The following is a 16684-nucleotide window of genomic DNA, read 5'->3' as shown; positions in this document are numbered from 1 at the left end:
TATAGGGGGAGCAAATTATGTCATACTTTAGTGTATCTATTAAGAAACCGATTCTGTTGGGGGCAATAGCAGTTTTGCTATTGATGTTAATTGCAGGGTGCTCGGGGTCTAATAATAAGGCTGATTCAAATAAAGAGGCACAGGAAAGTGCGAGTCCGGCAACTCAAAGTCCTCAAACTGCAGAGCCTGCAACGGGAGGGACTTTCGTCTATGGACGACCTGCTTCTGTAACTTCGCTGGATTTGCATAATCAGATTACGTCCAACAATGCTTTTGCAATCGACAAAGTCTTTGAATCATTAGTCGCTTTTGACAGCGAAGGTGAAATTGTAGATTGGCTTGCTAAGTCACATACTATCAGTGAAGATGGTCTGACGTATACATTCGAGCTTCGTGATGGTTTGAAGTTTTCAAATGGTACGGATGTGACTGCAGAAGATGCTGTTTTCTCTCTTGAGCGGCACTTGAAGGTAGGCGGCCCGCTGGCAATATCTGCAAAGGTCGACACAATCAAAGCGCAAGATAACAAAACGCTTGTTATTACACTTAAAGAGCCTTATACACCATTTATCTCGGAGCTATCTAATTTCTCAAATGGTATCCTTCCTAACAATTTCGGTGGAGTATCCGAAGAAGAATTCTTCAAGAAACCAATCGGTACGGGACCTTTTGTTGTTGAAACATGGGACACTGCAGGTGATCTGACCTTCACTAAGAATACATTCTACTGGCAAGAAGGTAAACCCTATATTGATAAGCTTGTTTATAAGCTGATTGAAGATGACAGCCAAGCGATTAACCAGCTGAAGGCTGGAGAAGTTAATGCTATTGAATCTTTGGCTCTGCAAAATGCCAATGAGATTAAAGATGGGGCTGACACTAAAGTAGTTACTAACGGTAGTTGGGTGACAGAGCAATTGTTCTTTAATACGTTGGATGAACATTTTTCTGATGTGCATGTCCGTCGCGCTCTGGCGCTGGCGCTTGATCGTGAGGGCTTGACCAAGGCGCTAACCTTTGGTTATGCACAAACAGCAAACTCATTGCTGCCAACAACGATTCCTTATAACGCAAATGATACAATCAAAGCACTGAACTTTAATATCGAAGCAGCCAAGGAGGAGCTTGCAAAATCTGCCTTCCCTAATGGCTTCACTACCAAATTACTTGTAGCATCCGGTAATAGCACAAGAGCTCAAGAGGCACAAATTATTCAGGCAGCGGGTCAAACGATCGGGATTAAGATTGAGATTGAATCGATTGAACTTGCCACTTTCCGTGAACGTTTCTTCGCATATGATTTTGCGGCAATGCTGAACAGCGGTCAGGCGGATTCCCCTGAAGCGAACTCAATTATTGCTTTCCAAACTGATCCGGAAGGCTTCAGCAAATCATATTGGACGCATTATACAAATAATGAAGTTACGAAGCTTCTATATGAGGGACAAAAAACTGCGGATGGCGATGAACGTGCACAAATCTATACTAAGCTGCTGCAGACCCTTGCTGATGAAGTTCCGTATATTCCGCTTTACTATCCAGATGTTTTAAAAGGTATTCGTTCTTCAGTTGACGGTCTCGTTGTTCTACCGAACGGCAGTGCCCGTTTCGAAGATGTCCGCATCAGCCAATGATGAATCTTAAGCAGGCGTTAAATCAACCGAAAGGAAGCAAGGGTTCTTATAACTGGCTTGTGATATCTCTTATAAAAGCATTGGCAGTGATCTTCTGTGTAATGATAGCAGTCTTTTTCATCATTCGAATCGTGCCGGGAGATCCAGCAAAAATGATTTTGGGAGAATACAGCACCCCTGAGGCGCTCAAGAGTATGCATCATACTCTTGGGCTGGACCTCCCTTTATGGGAGCAATTCATCCGATTTGTGAAGACGCTGTTTACTCGAGGAGATACTGGAAACTCCATTATTATGGGGACATCAACAAGAGAGTTGATTACACAACGGGCCCCTGTTACTTTGCTGCTCATCGTGATGGCTTGTGTGTTGGCGATTTTTGTATCTCTTCTGCTCGCTACGGTAGCCGCTACGCATAAGGATAAACTGCTGGACCATTTGATACGTATTTTTCCTACAATTACTCTAGGTATGCCAATCTTCTGGGTTGGCTTACTTTTAATTTTGCTCTTTAGTGTCCGGCTTGGCTGGTTCCCTGTTGGGGGAGTAAGTGAAGGGTGGGTCGGAACCTTGCATAGTCTTGCACTTCCAGCAATCACTGTTGCTTTTTCACAGGTTCCTACGCTTGTTCGTTCATTAAGAGCGCAGATGCTTGAAGTGTTAGAATCGGATTTTGTAGTCACCCTTAAGGCTGCGGGCATACCAAACAGGGTTATTTTATTTAAACATGTGCTGCGCAACTCTGCTCTTCCTACGCTAATGCTGCTGGGTGTGAATATTTCTTATTTAATCGGAGGCACCTTGGTCGTTGAGCAGGTATTTGGAATTAAGGGAATTGGCAGCTTATTGTTCACTTCAATTTCGAAACGGGACTTTCCGGTTATTCAAGGAATAGCACTTTACTGTGCGCTATCTGTTGTGATCATCAGTCTCTTGATTGAAATCATTTCCTGGTGGCTTGATCCCAGAACGAAAGGAAAACAATGAAAACTATAAGACTAGACTCGCGATTGTATGAAGACGGTAAGGTAACAAGCGGCTTAAAGCGAATATGGAATACCCCTTCACTTTTAGTGGGAATTATTATGTTTGCAGCTCTTATTCTCTTGACTGTGTTTATACCTTATATAAGTCCTTATGACCCCTCTGAGCAAAATTTGAGTGCCTTTTTACAGCCTCCGTCAGCCGAACATTGGTTGGGAACTGATCAGTTAGGGCGTGATTTGTTTACTAGACTGATCTATGCAGCGAGGACTGATTTGAAAATCATGGTCTTGGCAGAAATCATTCCCTTTTGCACAGGTGTATTTCTAGGAATGCTGGCAGGATATTACGGCAAATGGATCGATACAGTTATTACGCTGTTGTCAGATACATTCATCGCCTTTCCTTTTTATCTGATCGTTATTATCGTTGCTTTTGCTAGTGGAGCAGGAGAACGAGGCATTTATATTACTTTTATCTTTGTAGGATGGATTGTCTTTGCCCGTGTCGTCAGAGGTCTTAGTGCTTCTTTTCGCAATCAGGAATGGGTGGCATCCGCTCAAACCTTAGGGCTACCTGGAGTGAAAATTATTTTACGTCATCTCCTGCCTAATGTACTTCCGCAAGCCGTGGTCGTCCTTATGACAGATATGATTGGATTGCTTGTTGCCATTGTTACGCTCGGGTATCTTGGTATCGGCATTACACCGCCAACTCCTGACTGGGGGACAATGATTTCAGATGGACAGCCCTTCATCACTACAGCTTGGTGGCTCTCGGCCGTGCCGGGATTTGCAGTGGTGTATACGGGGATAGCTTTGTCGCTCCTAGGTGATGGTTTGGCAGACATATGGAGGAAAAAATGATGTCTATACAACCCATTTTAGAAATAGAGGCGCTATCGCTGGCAGCTAAGTCAAATGAGAGATTGGTCAATAATGTTAGTTTTTCGCTGGGTAAAGGGGAGAGTCTGGGATTAGTAGGTGAATCGGGATCAGGAAAATCACTTACACTGCGTGCAATTTTAGGCTTGCTTCCAAATGGTGTTGAACAGACTGGTGGCACCATTAAAAGTGCCGTAAGCAGTGCAATGGTATTTCAAGATCCAAGAGGTGCGCTTGATCCGCTCTGTACGGTTGTCAAACAACTGGCTGAAGTTGTGTATTACAGACAGAGAGTAAGCCGTAAGACCTCGCGGGTAATTGCACTGGAACTGCTCGAAAGGCTTGGTCTCCCCGATTCATTGAAGAAAAAGGACCGGTATCCGAGTCAGCTGTCAGGCGGTCAGTGTCAACGGGTAGTCATCGCTCTGGCACTGGCGTGCAAGCCAGGCATACTTCTCTGTGATGAACCGACAACGGCGCTGGACGTCACGGTTCAACGGCAAATTATTGAGACGATCACGAGCCTCCAGCATGAGCTCAGTTTTGCCATGGTATTTGTTACGCATAACCTAGCGATTGCAGCAAACTTGTGTTCACGGCTATGTGTAATGAAACAGGGACAGATTGTTGAGCAGGGCAATACCCTTGATATTTTGCAAAATCCGAAAGACCCTTACACACAGATGCTGATTGATTCGGTGCTTCCTTTGCCAGAGCTTGAAAGGAGTAGAGAATCATGAAATTAGCCTTGCAAATAAAAGATTTAACTGTTGATTATGGCGGCTTTACTGCACTGGATCGTATCAATCTGAATCTTGAGCAGCACACCACCCTTGGGCTTGTTGGAGAATCCGGATCAGGGAAATCTACGCTGGCGCGAGTAATTGCTGGACTGATTGCCCCAAATGAGGGGCAGATTCTGTTGGGTACCCAAGAATTAAAAAAGAAAAGAAGCCGTGAGCAGCACAAAACAATCCAGATGATATTCCAAAATCCAGATGCTTCGCTAAATCCTAAACATTCGATTAGGCAAATTCTTTCCGAGCCCTTATTGTTTCATAAGATAGTGGGGCGTACAGGTGTTGAACAAAGATGCAAAGAGCTTTTGAATCAAGTTCATTTAGAACAGAAGGCCTTAGACAAATTCCCACATGAATTTTCCGGCGGCCAGCGTCAACGGATAGCGATCGCTCGTGCATTAAGTGTTGAGCCAAGCATCCTGATCGCGGATGAACCTACAAGTGCGTTGGATGTATCTGTGCAGCTTAGTGTGCTCGAACTGTTTAATACGCTGAAGGCTGAGCTTAATCTCACCATGCTTTTTATTTCTCATGATCTAGGTGTAATCAATGCAATTAGTGATACGGTAGCAGTTATGCGGCAAGGAAAGCTCGTGGAGCAGAGTCCGCGGGACCAATTCTTCATCCGTCCTAAACATGAATACAGTTATGAGCTGTTGTCAGCGGTTCCGAAAATGCCAAAATAAAGTACATCAGGAGGTTTTCTTATGAACCGAGAACATAAAGGATACGTGCCACTTTCACTGGCTGAGTACAATAAGCTAACACATTTAATTTCCAAAGTTTTGTTTACTGAGCACCCTCCAGTTATCATCCCGGCTGAGGCAATCCTTGGAATCGAGGCGGTAGCCGCCGGAATAGCTGCACCTGGTCGAACCATTGTAAATATAGTAACAGGTCCCTATGGAAGTTTATTTGGAAAATGGCTTGAGCGGGGTGGAGCAACGGTTGTTGAAGTAAAGGTTCCTTTTGATGAAGTGGTCACTAGCGACCAAGTTGCTTCCGCAATTAAGGAGTTTAAACCTTGTGCCCTTTCTTTTGTTCAAGCTGAAGTGGTTACTGGAGGCTCTAATCCTGCTAAAGAAATATTTGAAATTGCAAAAGAATTCAATCTTATTACTGTGTCGGACTCCGTATCTGCGGTTGGGGGAGAGGCCCTGCTGGTGGATGAATGGTCCGTTGATTTTGCAGTTATAGGTGCGCAAAAAGCCTTAGCTGGACCCAACGGTGTTAGTGCCGTAAGTATTTCTCCACGTGGCTGGGAATTTCTTGAGTCGAATGAAAATGCTCCACGCAATTCTATTTTATCCTTGCTGGATCTGAAACCATCACTGGGAGACGCCGCGCCACTGCGGGTTGCCCCAAACATTCCTACGCTGGAGGCTAGAGCCTTGATTCAAGCTTTGACACGAATTGAAGAAGAAGGATTGGATCAAGTAATCAAACGCCATGAGCGAGCCGCAGCAGCTGCTGTAGCTGGTATTAAATCCTTGGGGCTTGAGCCTTGGCAAAAGGACAGCAGACATTATTCTACGCTGACTACAACGGTGCGGATTTCTGAAAAGCAAGAGTTGCGGATTGAGCAGCCTATAGGCATTGTGGCTCCCGGAGACGGAGAATTATTTGGCCATCTTCTGCGGATCAACCATTTTGGAACGAATGCTGAGCGGCAAAGTGTGGAGAAGGCTATATCCACGCTTGCCGAACTGTTGAAACAAGACCCTGTTCAGGCATTAGCAGCTGTTCGGCTGGCATGGGGGGAATGAAGATGATCCTTAAGCATCCAGAGCTGCAAACGTTCAATGATATTTTTATAGCAGGTATCGAAGGCAGACGTTTTGATGTCGTGATAAAGGATGGTCGTTTTTCATCCATTACTGAAGCGGAGCCGCATCAAGTGGAGTCAAATCTTGCAGGAACAGATCTGTGGCTAAGTCCGGGTATTATTGATCTTCATACGCATTTAGCTTGGACAGATTTTGACCACTCTGATCAATTGAAGCGCGATGCCAACCAGATCGAAATTATGCAGGCACAAGCTTTTGAAGCTACTCTTAGGACGGGTGTAACGACTGCCCGTGATGCAGGTGGGATTCTGCCGAGCACAGTGCAGCATCTTGTTCAGCAATATCAGCATCCATTAAGAGTGCAGGCCAGTAGCGATATGATTGGAGCAGCAGATGCCCGTGGTCTCAAGCATTTAGAACAACGCATGGCGGAAATCTTTGCTACAGGAGCGGGTTGGATAAAAATCATGGCCACAGGCGGGCTTGGAGCACCTACCGAGAAAGTCGTTGACCCGATCTTTTCCGAAGAAGAGTTCGCGTTCATTGTTCGTAATGCACATGCCCATGATAAGAAGGTACTGGTTCATACCTGGGGTGGAGTGACGATAGACTGGTCCATCCAGGCCGGCGTGGCATCAATAGAGCATGGGATGTTTTTAACTGAGGATCAGGCAGGAAGACTTGCTAACTCGGGGGTAGCGTTTGTGCCCACCACATCAATTTATCGTATTGCTGCAGACCCAAAAGGCGTTCTAGCGTTAAACCCGATCATTTGCGACCGAGCTGCCCGAGCTACCGAATGTCATTCCAAGGCCATTCATTATGCAAAAAGAGAAGGCGTTCGTATTGGATTCGGTACAGATTATGCCACACCTGCACTACATGGCTATAACCTTCAAGAACTGGATACATTGATTGATTATGGCTTAACTCGGAGAGAAGCGTGGCAGGCTGCGACTAAAAGTGCTGCTGATATTCTGGGGAGCGGTAACGAGCTGGGGCAAATTGCAGAAGGCTTTATTGCAGATGCTGTTGTTTTCAAAGTGGATCCATACGAAGCGCACGATGCAGATGCCCTTCGAAACAATATCGTTGCCGTAATTACTGGAGCAAAGGAAGCGGAATTAATCTAGAATCGTCTAAGCTTCTTCTAAAAAAACAACTGTTATCTTCTGCAGTTGTTTTTTACTTTCTAGATAATTAGATGATAAGTGGAGGTAGTTATTATAATACGATAATACATAGATGATGTTTTATGCTTTTGATTTTATATAAAAAAACTCTTGCAATGCTTCTCCATACATGATATATTCTAAGTCCGGCCAAGAAATACACATGCCGAGCTCGAAAAAGAAGTTAAAAAAAGAGCTTGACATTAAATAGCCGAACATGATATAGTATAAGAGTTGCTGCTGAGACATTAAACGGCGCCAACGAGAACTTGATCTTTGAAAACTGAACAACGAGTGAGTAGGAAATCACGTAAGTGATATCCAAAATTAGAGAATTAATTTTCTCGTCAGATGTTTCAAAATGAGCATATCGCTCTTTTCAATACTAATTGGAGAGTTTGATCCTGGCTCAGGACGAACGCTGGCGGCGTGCCTAATACATGCAAGTCGAGCGGAGTTATTTTGAAAGCTTGCTTTCAAAATAACTTAGCGGCGGACGGGTGAGTAACACGTAGGCAACCTGCCCTTCAGACTGGGATAACTACCGGAAACGGTAGCTAATACCGGATAATTTCTTTTTTCTCCTGAGAGAAGAATGAAAGACGGAGCAATCTGTCACTGAGGGATGGGCCTGCGGCGCATTAGCTAGTTGGTGGGGTAACGGCCCACCAAGGCGACGATGCGTAGCCGACCTGAGAGGGTGAACGGCCACACTGGGACTGAGACACGGCCCAGACTCCTACGGGAGGCAGCAGTAGGGAATCTTCCGCAATGGGCGAAAGCCTGACGGAGCAACGCCGCGTGAGTGATGAAGGTTTTCGGATCGTAAAGCTCTGTTGCCAGGGAAGAACGTCCGGTAGAGTAACTGCTACCGGAGTGACGGTACCTGAGAAGAAAGCCCCGGCTAACTACGTGCCAGCAGCCGCGGTAATACGTAGGGGGCAAGCGTTGTCCGGAATTATTGGGCGTAAAGCGCGCGCAGGCGGCTATTTAAGTCTGGTGTTTAAACCTTGGGCTCAACCTGAGGTCGCACTGGAAACTGGGTGGCTTGAGTACAGAAGAGGAAAGTGGAATTCCACGTGTAGCGGTGAAATGCGTAGATATGTGGAGGAACACCAGTGGCGAAGGCGACTTTCTGGGCTGTAACTGACGCTGAGGCGCGAAAGCGTGGGGAGCAAACAGGATTAGATACCCTGGTAGTCCACGCCGTAAACGATGAGTGCTAGGTGTTAGGGGTTTCGATACCCTTGGTGCCGAAGTTAACACAGTAAGCACTCCGCCTGGGGAGTACGGTCGCAAGACTGAAACTCAAAGGAATTGACGGGGACCCGCACAAGCAGTGGAGTATGTGGTTTAATTCGAAGCAACGCGAAGAACCTTACCAGGTCTTGACATCCCTCTGAATCTGCTAGAGATAGCAGCGGCCTTCGGGACAGAGGAGACAGGTGGTGCATGGTTGTCGTCAGCTCGTGTCGTGAGATGTTGGGTTAAGTCCCGCAACGAGCGCAACCCTTAACTTTAGTTGCCAGCAGGTAATGCTGGGCACTCTAGAGTGACTGCCGGTGACAAACCGGAGGAAGGTGGGGATGACGTCAAATCATCATGCCCCTTATGACCTGGGCTACACACGTACTACAATGGCCGGTACAACGGGAAGCGAAGCCGCGAGGTGGAGCCAATCCCATCAAAGCCGGTCTCAGTTCGGATTGCAGGCTGCAACTCGCCTGCATGAAGTCGGAATTGCTAGTAATCGCGGATCAGCATGCCGCGGTGAATACGTTCCCGGGTCTTGTACACACCGCCCGTCACACCACGAGAGTTTACAACACCCGAAGTCGGTGGGGTAACCCGCAAGGGAGCCAGCCGCCGAAGGTGGGGTAGATGATTGGGGTGAAGTCGTAACAAGGTAGCCGTATCGGAAGGTGCGGCTGGATCACCTCCTTTCTATGGAGAATCGTTCTCTGCAATGAGGACATTCAAATCGGAAGCTAAGCTTCCAAAACTCAGGTTTAGGCCTGTTACTCACTCGTTGCTCAGTTTTGAGAGTTTAAGCTCTCAAGTAAGACTTGATCCTTGAAAACTGGATACCGAAACGAATTTGCGTTTTAGAACATCTTTTAGCAACTTGTGTAAACAAGTAAATGTTATTAGTGAGATTTTTCTTCGGAAGAATCAAGGTTAAGCTAATAAGAGCACACGGAGGATGCCTAGGCGCCAGGAGCCGACGAAGGACGTGGCGAACAACGAAACTGCCTCGGGGAGCTGTAAGCAAGCTTTGATCCGGGGGTGTCCGAATGGGGAAACCCAGCTGTGGTAATTCGCAGTTACTCATACCTGAATACATAGGGTGTGTAGAGGCAGACCAGGGGAACTGAAACATCTAAGTACCCTGAGGAAGAGAAAACAATAGTGATTCCGTCAGTAGCGGCGAGCGAACGCGGAACAGCCTAAACCTAAGAGCTTGCTCTTAGGGGTTGTGGGACGTCTCACATGGAGTTACAAAGGAATATGGTAGGTGAAGAGGTCTGGAAAGGCCCGCGATAGAGGTAAAAGCCCTGTAACCTAAACTGTGTTCTCTCCGAGACGGATCCCGAGTAGTGCGGGGCACGTGAAACCCCGTATGAATCCAGCAGGACCATCTGCTAAGGCTAAATACTACCTGGCGACCGATAGTGAAACAGTACCGTGAGGGAAAGGTGAAAAGCACCCCGGAAGGGGAGTGAAATAGAACCTGAAACCGTGTGCTTACAAAAAGTCAGAGCCCGATCTATGGGTGATGGCGTGCCTTTTGTAGAATGAACCGGCGAGTTACGTTTAACATGCAAGGTTAAGCCGAGAAGGTGGAGCCGCAGCGAAAGCGAGTCTGAATAGGGCGATTGAGTATGTGGACGTAGACCCGAAACCGTGTGATCTACCCCTGTCCAGGGTGAAGGTGCGGTAACACGCACTGGAGGCCCGAACCCACGTACGTTGAAAAGTGCGGGGATGAGGTGGGGGTAGCGGAGAAATTCCAATCGAACTCGGAGATAGCTGGTTCTCCCCGAAATAGCTTTAGGGCTAGCCTCGGTATAAGAGTAGTGGAGGTAGAGCACTGATTGGGTGCGGGGTCCGCAAGGATTACCAAGCTCAGTCAAACTCCGAATGCCATATACTTATTGCCGGGAGTCAGACAGTGAGTGCTAAGATCCATTGTCAAAAGGGAAACAGCCCAGACCATCAGCTAAGGTCCCCAAGTGTGTGTTAAGTGGGAAAGGATGTGGAGTTGCACAGACAACCAGGATGTTGGCTTAGAAGCAGCCACCATTGAAAGAGTGCGTAATAGCTCACTGGTCGAGTGACTCTGCGCCGAAAATGTAACGGGGCTAAACACACCACCGAAGCTATGGCTAGATACTATGTATCTGGGGTAGGGGAGCGTTGTGTAGGGGTTGAAGGTGTACTGAAAAGAGCGCTGGACACTACACAAGTGAGAATGCCGGTATGAGTAACGAAAAGATCAGTGAGAATCTGATCCGCCGAAAGCCCAAGGTTTCCTGAGGAAGGCTCGTCCGCTCAGGGTAAGTCGGGACCTAAGGCGAGGCCGAAAGGCGTAGTCGAAGGACAACAGTTTGAAATTACTGTACCACCGTAATCCGCTATGAGCGATGGGGTGACGCAGGAGGGTAGTGACGCGGACTGATGGATGTCCGTCTAAGCAGTGAGGCTGATGTGTAGGCAAATCCGCACATCATTAAGGCTGGGCTGTGATGGGGAGCGAAAATTATAGTAGCGAAGGTCATGATCTCACACTGCCAAGAAAAGCCTCTAGCCAGGAGAAGGTGCCCGTACCGCAAACCGACACAGGTAGGCGAGAAGAGAATTCTAAGGCGCGCGGAAGAACTCTCGTTAAGGAACTCGGCAAAATGACCCCGTAACTTCGGGAGAAGGGGTGCCCCGGTAGTGTGAATAGCACGAGGGGGCCGCAGTGAAAAGGCCCAAGCGACTGTTTAGCAAAAACACAGGTCTGTGCGAAGCCGCAAGGCGAAGTATACGGGCTGACGCCTGCCCGGTGCTGGAAGGTTAAGGGGAGTGGTTAGGGGTAACCCGAAGCTATGAACCGAAGCCCCAGTAAACGGCGGCCGTAACTATAACGGTCCTAAGGTAGCGAAATTCCTTGTCAGGTAAATTCTGACCCGCACGAATGGCGTAACGACTTGGGCGCTGTCTCAACGAGAGATCCGGTGAAATTTTAATACCTGTGAAGATGCAGGTTACCCGCGACAAGACGGAAAGACCCCATGGAGCTTTACTGCAGCTTGATATTGAATTTGGGTACGATCTGTACAGGATAGGTGGGAGCCGTAGAAATCGGAGCGCAAGCTTCGGTGGAGGCGCCGTTGGGATACCACCCTGATCGTATCTAGGTTCTAACCTAGTACCCTAATCGGGTACGGGGACCGTGTCAGGCGGGCAGTTTGACTGGGGCGGTCGCCTCCTAAAGAGTAACGGAGGCGTTCCAAGGTTCCCTCAGAATGGTTGGAAATCATTCGCAGAGTGCAAAGGCATAAGGGAGCTTGACTGCGAGACCTACAAGTCGAGCAGGGACGAAAGTCGGACTTAGTGATCCGGTGGTACCGCATGGAAGGGCCATCGCTCAACGGATAAAAGCTACCCTGGGGATAACAGGCTTATCTCCCCCAAGAGTCCACATCGACGGGGAGGTTTGGCACCTCGATGTCGGCTCATCGCATCCTGGGGCTGAAGTAGGTCCCAAGGGTTGGGCTGTTCGCCCATTAAAGCGGTACGCGAGCTGGGTTCAGAACGTCGTGAGACAGTTCGGTCCCTATCTGTCGTGGGCGCAGGAAATTTGAGAGGAGCTGTCCTTAGTACGAGAGGACCGGGATGGACGTACCGCTGGTGCACCAGTTGTTCCGCCAGGAGCATGGCTGGGTAGCTACGTACGGACGGGATAAGCGCTGAAAGCATCTAAGCGTGAAGCCCCCCTCAAGATGAGATTTCCCAATTAGTAAGACCCCTTGAAGACGACGAGGTAGATAGGTTGGAGGTGGAAGTGCAGCAATGCATGGAGCTGACCAATACTAATCGGTCGAGGGCTTATCCTATACTTAGAATGCAGATTCGTTTCGGATTCAGTTTTCAGGCGATCAAGCCTGAAATACGCTTAGAAATTCATTGTCACTTCTGGTGATGAACCGAATTTCACGCGGCAGCGTCTGTTTCACAGACGCATGTTTGGTGGCGATAGCGGAGGGGTTCCACGCGTACCCATCCCGAACACGACCGTTAAGCCCTCCAGCGCCGATGGTACTTGGACCGAAGGGTCCTGGGAGAGTAGGACGTTGCCAAGCACATTAAGCCATTGTTGATTTATCAGCAGTGGCTTTTTTGTTTTTTTTGGACAAGAGTGATATTTGAAGGGGAGTACAACATCTGAAGGGGCTGTAATTGAGTGACATTTTTGTTACCGACGCTGAGGTCGATACAAGTATAATAGATAAGTGCAAATAATAAGCAACATCTCTAATACGAAGGAACTACTCATAAATTCTAACTTTGAATTTTCTTGTGTCTTTAGATGCATTGTGGAGGTAAGGAGGATTTAAGGCATGAAACAAACAAGAATTATTAAGATATTAATTTTTTCGTGTATAGTAGCTTTAATACTGGCAGGCTGCGGTACGAAAGCGCCCAGCTGGGATGCTTTTGAGGGTGCGCTAAACGAGAAGAATTTCCCTGTACCCCAAGAGGCGTACTCACCAGACCAGACTACGACAAACGTTGCTATGGATTATGTACGTTATTCTTTACCTGGATTAAAGGAGAAGAATGGTATCCCAGAGGAGTATATGGATACTATTAAGGCCTGGGGATGGGTTGAACAGGAAGAGGAGAATACCGATTCATCTGGTGTTTTTCAGAAGGATGGAGTAACGGTTCATTTAACAGTACATGATGATTATTTTATAGTTATGATTCCTAAAGAAAAGAAGGCCTTAATTAAAGGTCTTAAGACAAAATAAATAATCGCCGTCCTTTATGGATGGCGATTTATTTATATGCGAATACAGGTTAACCGTACTCTATTGAGAGTAATAGGAGGCATCGGTTGGATTAAACTTCAGCATGCCTTCCTTGTTGCGTTGATTTATTTTGAACAGTGTATAGAGACGGGGTAGTAAAAGCCACAAGTGGCAAATAATCAGGGATACTGTAAATGCCGGTGGTGACCAAAAAATAAAGAGAGCTGCAATACAAAGACCAATATAAAAATTATGTAACTGTACTTTACGGAAAATGCGGTAACTAATGTGTTGATCTGGCATGAAGCCAAGCCACGGGATTTTAAATGAGATGGACCATCTTTTTGAAATAGGATGCCCGGAGATTAGAAGTACTGAGCGTGAAATAACATATTGAACCCAGAACATAACCGGAGCAGCTATAATTAAGTAGAGAATACTCCACCAAGAAAGAAAGACTGTCTCGAGCACAAGGACCAAAAAAGGGAGCAAAATATAAACACGCAGCAGAGGTGCCGTTAGATTAATTTTTTTGATTAATTTATATTGATAGAATGTAGCAGCGCCTTTGGTGTTGGATTCCATATAAAATAGACTAACCTCCTCACAGATTCATATGTTCTTAATATCGGCGAATGAAAGCATTTTATTAAACTATGGGCGAATATTCACCGATATGGGGGCAGCGGAATATATATAATACACGAAACGAAGGATATGAAAAAACTATGAAAAGGTTTAAAATGATAGAAGGTGTATCATACTGTTCTTAAAAGAGTCAAGGTGGGATGGTTATGGAACAGCAAACCGGGCAAGCTTGTATCATTTGTGGACAGGAAAAAGAAGAAGGTATTGTGATTGTCTCGCATTTTATTTGTGAGGATTGTGAGGCAGAAATGATCCGTACCGAGGCAGAAGATGCTAAGTACCGTTTTTTTATTGGCCAGATGAAGAAGATCGGATTGCAAAAGAACGCTTAAGTAAGTAGAGTAACTCTGTTAATTCATGCGGATAAGAGAGCGGTCTGGATGAAAGATATAAGGACTGCATTAGAGATATTCATATACGGCTTCCTCGTTGTTTAAGCGGGGGGAGCCGTTTTGCTGTTCAGTCAGATGCTTTTATGAGGAAACATAGGAGTTTTTGAATATTTACGTTAAAATAGAAGGAACCCTATGGGAAGGAATTTAATATGAATAAATTACAACGATGTAGGGCGCCTGTATACGAAATGCTGGAGCAATATAGAATTGTGGGTAATATATCTTATCATGTGCCGGGACATAAAAATGGAGCGGCATATGACGGCGTAGAAGGCGCTGGGTATCTAGATGAGGTTATGAAGTACGATGTTACGGAGATTACCGGCACGGATGATCTTCATCATCCTGAGGGAGTCATTAAGGAAGCACAGGAGTTGGCTGCTGATTGCTTTGGCGCAGAGGAGAGCTTTTTTCTAGTTGGCGGAAGTACGGCGGGCAACCTAGCGCTGATTCTAACGGCTTGCCCCGAGCCTGGAATGATTCTGATCCTTCAACGAAATGTGCATAAATCAGTGATTCATGGTCTTATGTTAGCTGGAGTGCGGGCTGTTTTCGTCGAGCCGCTGATTGATCCACTCAGCGGCTTGGCAGTAGCGCCGGCGGCAGAAGCTGTTGAGGCTGCACTTGCAGCCTATCCTGAAGCCGCCGCTGTATTTGTCACCATGCCCAATTACTACGGCATGGGCAGTGACCTCGCGCCCCTCGCGCGTATCTGCCACGACAGCGGAGTACCGCTGCTTGTCGATGAAGCGCATGGGGCGCATTACGGGCAGCACCCGGCACTGCCTGCCGGGGCGCTTGCTTGTGGCGCGGATGGCGTAGTGCAGTCCACGCACAAGATGCTCACAGCAATGACCATGGGCGCTATGCTGCATGTTCAAGGGCAGCGGCTCGACCGCGCCCTGCTCTCGCAGCGGCTCGCCATGGTGCAGAGCTCCAGCCCATCATATCCTATGATGGCGTCGCTTGATCTTGCCCGGCGGCTGCTGCACAGCCGGGGCAGCGATGCTTTCACGGCGGGGCTGGCCGCCGTGGATGTCCTGCGGCGCGGCCTTGCCGAGCTGCCGCGCTATGGATTGGTGCAGCCGGCAGAGCAGCTGCACGACGGTACGCCGCTGCATAAGGCGGCGTACGAGATGCAGGACCCCTTCAAAGTCGTCATTTATGACGCCACCGGGGTCCTAGGCGGTTTCGAGCTGCAGCGCAGGCTCGAAGCTAAGGGCTGTGTGCCGGAGATGAGTGACGACCGGCACGTAGTGCTGCTGTTCAGCCTCGGTTCGAGGGCTGAAGATGCAGCAAGGTTATTGCAGGCGCTGCGGGAAATAGATTCGGAGGATACATCCGAATCACCGCACACAGCTGCCATTTCAGAATCTCGAAATATTTCCACGTGGAACAATTTGAATGTTTTACAAATCTCAGCACCTGTTCCCTTCTCTTTGAAGCCGGTATCAGTCAATGAGGTAGAAAGTATTAATCTTGAACACAGCGTGGGGAGAGTAGCTGCAGAAATGGTAATTCCCTATCCACCAGGCATTCCATTATTATATCCGGGTGAGGTCATCACAGATCAGATACAGCAAAGACTGACTGGTTTAGCTTATGGAGGCGCGAAGTTCCAGGCTTGTGCTGATCCGGTCTTGCAGCGTATTAAGGTATACAACATTCAGAAGGGCGGAGAAGTATAAGTGGGCAAAGAAGGTTTCTTCATAACATTAGAAGGGGGCGAAGGCTCCGGAAAAACAACGGTACTGGGCAGAGTAGCAGCATATTTGCAGAATCGGTCCATGCCCTATCGAATTACACGTGAACCTGGAGGCATAGAAATCGCCGAAAAAATTCGCTCTATTATTCTGGATCCTGCCCATACTGCAATGGATGCACGTACAGAGGCATTGCTGTACGCTGCATCAAGAAGCCAACATCTCGCTGAAGTAGTAGAGCCAGCTCTTAGAGAAGGGCTTACAGTCCTCTGTGACCGCTTTGTAGACAGTAGTCTCGTTTATCAAGGACATGCAAGAGGATTAGGTATGGAAGAGGTGTGGAGTATTAACCGCTTTGCTATTGGAAATCGCATGCCGGATCTAACCTTTTATCTGGATGTAGACCCTGAGATTGGATTATCACGGATTGCGGCCAATCAAGATCGCGAAGTCAATCGTCTGGATATGGAGAGTCTTGCCTTTCATCAGAAGGTTCGTGAAGGTTATCATTTATTAATTAAGGCGAATCCGGAGAGAATAGTAGTTCTTGATGCAAACCGCCCTATTCATCTGGTAGAACAAGATATCGTGAGAACTCTTGAAGAGAGAGTATTAAAGGGTTTTTAGGGTGTTTTGTCTAATATAATAAGAGAAGTGG

Annotated in this window: 12 protein-coding genes and 3 rRNA genes; 14 read left to right on the top strand and 1 reads right to left on the bottom strand. The window is 47.3% G+C overall.

All coding sequences use genetic code 11. The features are described 5' to 3' along the window. Nucleotides 1–17 precede the first annotated feature (17 nt). The 11 genes from MKY63_RS10385 (at nt 18) to MKY63_RS10335 (ending at nt 13280) form a co-directional block, all read left to right on the top strand. Complete coding sequence (locus tag MKY63_RS10385; protein ID WP_076101044.1) at nt 18–1634, top strand: ABC transporter substrate-binding protein; 1617 nt, start codon at nt 18–20, stop codon at nt 1632–1634. Then, nucleotides 1631–2620: an ABC transporter permease gene (locus MKY63_RS10380; protein ID WP_063829812.1), complete on the top strand. Its 990-nt coding sequence runs from the start codon at nt 1631–1633 to the stop codon at nt 2618–2620. Before MKY63_RS10385 ends, MKY63_RS10380 begins: the two co-directional genes overlap by 4 nt. Next, nucleotides 2617–3483, top strand: a complete 867-nt coding sequence (locus MKY63_RS10375; protein ID WP_143763191.1) for an ABC transporter permease — start codon at nt 2617–2619, stop codon at nt 3481–3483. The genes MKY63_RS10380 and MKY63_RS10375 overlap by 4 nt, the downstream gene beginning before the upstream one ends. Next, nucleotides 3480–4241, top strand: coding sequence for an ABC transporter ATP-binding protein (locus tag MKY63_RS10370; protein ID WP_339812708.1), 762 nt, complete (start codon nt 3480–3482; stop codon nt 4239–4241). Before MKY63_RS10375 ends, MKY63_RS10370 begins: the two co-directional genes overlap by 4 nt. Continuing rightward, nucleotides 4238–4987: an ATP-binding cassette domain-containing protein gene (locus MKY63_RS10365; protein WP_076142584.1), complete on the top strand. Its 750-nt coding sequence runs from the start codon at nt 4238–4240 to the stop codon at nt 4985–4987. Before MKY63_RS10370 ends, MKY63_RS10365 begins: the two co-directional genes overlap by 4 nt. Nucleotides 4988–5008: 21 nt before the next feature. Further along, entirely contained in the window at nt 5009–6067 is a 1059-nt protein-coding gene (locus MKY63_RS10360) for an aminotransferase class V-fold PLP-dependent enzyme (protein WP_076106941.1), read from the top strand. A 2-nt stretch (nt 6068–6069) separates the two neighbouring features. Next, nucleotides 6070–7221 carry an amidohydrolase family protein gene (locus tag MKY63_RS10355; RefSeq protein WP_076216158.1) on the top strand — a complete coding sequence of 384 codons (1152 nt, stop codon included), beginning with the start codon at nt 6070–6072 and terminating at the stop codon, nt 7219–7221. A gap of 425 nt (nt 7222–7646) precedes the next feature. Beyond that, nucleotides 7647–9204, top strand: a 16S ribosomal RNA gene (locus MKY63_RS10350). Between the two features lie 232 nt (nt 9205–9436). Further along, nucleotides 9437–12362, top strand: a 23S ribosomal RNA gene (locus tag MKY63_RS10345). 129 nt (nt 12363–12491) lie between these two features. After that, nucleotides 12492–12608 (top strand): 5S ribosomal RNA (gene rrf / locus MKY63_RS10340). Together the 16S, 23S and 5S rRNA genes form the textbook arrangement of a ribosomal RNA operon. 258 nt (nt 12609–12866) lie before the next feature. Then, complete coding sequence (locus MKY63_RS10335; protein WP_036678856.1) at nt 12867–13280, top strand: hypothetical protein; 414 nt, start codon at nt 12867–12869, stop codon at nt 13278–13280. A gap of 60 nt (nt 13281–13340) precedes the next feature. Here the strand turns inward: MKY63_RS10335 and MKY63_RS10330 are convergent, their stop codons facing one another. Further along, nucleotides 13341–13865, bottom strand: coding sequence for a hypothetical protein (locus MKY63_RS10330; protein ID WP_036678854.1), 525 nt, complete (start codon nt 13863–13865; stop codon nt 13341–13343). 209 nt (nt 13866–14074) lie between these two features. On the opposite strand from MKY63_RS10330, the gene MKY63_RS10325 reads away from it, so the two are divergent. The 3 genes from MKY63_RS10325 to tmk all read left to right on the top strand — a co-directional run bounded on the left by MKY63_RS10325 (nt 14075) and on the right by tmk (nt 16653). Next, a complete protein-coding gene (locus MKY63_RS10325) occupies nt 14075–14260 on the top strand; it encodes a sigma factor G inhibitor Gin (RefSeq protein WP_036678851.1) in 186 nt (61 codons plus the stop codon). Nucleotides 14261–14472: 212 nt separating this feature from the next. Then, entirely contained in the window at nt 14473–16011 is a 1539-nt protein-coding gene (locus tag MKY63_RS10320) for an aminotransferase class I/II-fold pyridoxal phosphate-dependent enzyme (RefSeq protein ID WP_339812703.1), read from the top strand. After that, nucleotides 16012–16653 (top strand): dTMP kinase, encoded by a 642-nt coding sequence (gene tmk / locus MKY63_RS10315; RefSeq protein ID WP_036678846.1) that lies wholly within the window; start codon nt 16012–16014, stop codon nt 16651–16653. Nucleotides 16654–16684: the final 31 nt, after the last annotated feature.

The organism is Paenibacillus sp. FSL R7-0189 (genome assembly GCF_037969925.1).
Lineage (GTDB): Bacteria > Bacillota > Bacilli > Paenibacillales > Paenibacillaceae > Paenibacillus_AQ > Paenibacillus_AQ odorifer.
This window is presented reverse-complemented; position numbering and strand designations above follow the sequence as displayed.

Coding starts and splice junctions, on each gene's coding strand:
- MKY63_RS10385 (WP_076101044.1), top strand. CDS start 18: ATGTCATACTTTAGTGTATCTATTAAGAAACCGATTCTGTTGGGGGCA.
- MKY63_RS10380 (WP_063829812.1), top strand. CDS start 1,631: ATGATGAATCTTAAGCAGGCGTTAAATCAACCGAAAGGAAGCAAGGGT.
- MKY63_RS10375 (WP_143763191.1), top strand. CDS start 2,617: ATGAAAACTATAAGACTAGACTCGCGATTGTATGAAGACGGTAAGGTA.
- MKY63_RS10370 (WP_339812708.1), top strand. CDS start 3,480: ATGATGTCTATACAACCCATTTTAGAAATAGAGGCGCTATCGCTGGCA.
- MKY63_RS10365 (WP_076142584.1), top strand. CDS start 4,238: ATGAAATTAGCCTTGCAAATAAAAGATTTAACTGTTGATTATGGCGGC.
- MKY63_RS10360 (WP_076106941.1), top strand. CDS start 5,009: ATGAACCGAGAACATAAAGGATACGTGCCACTTTCACTGGCTGAGTAC.
- MKY63_RS10355 (WP_076216158.1), top strand. CDS start 6,070: ATGATCCTTAAGCATCCAGAGCTGCAAACGTTCAATGATATTTTTATA.
- MKY63_RS10335 (WP_036678856.1), top strand. CDS start 12,867: ATGAAACAAACAAGAATTATTAAGATATTAATTTTTTCGTGTATAGTA.
- MKY63_RS10330 (WP_036678854.1), bottom strand. CDS start 13,865: ATGGAATCCAACACCAAAGGCGCTGCTACATTCTATCAATATAAATTA.
- MKY63_RS10325 (WP_036678851.1), top strand. CDS start 14,075: ATGGAACAGCAAACCGGGCAAGCTTGTATCATTTGTGGACAGGAAAAA.
- MKY63_RS10320 (WP_339812703.1), top strand. CDS start 14,473: ATGAATAAATTACAACGATGTAGGGCGCCTGTATACGAAATGCTGGAG.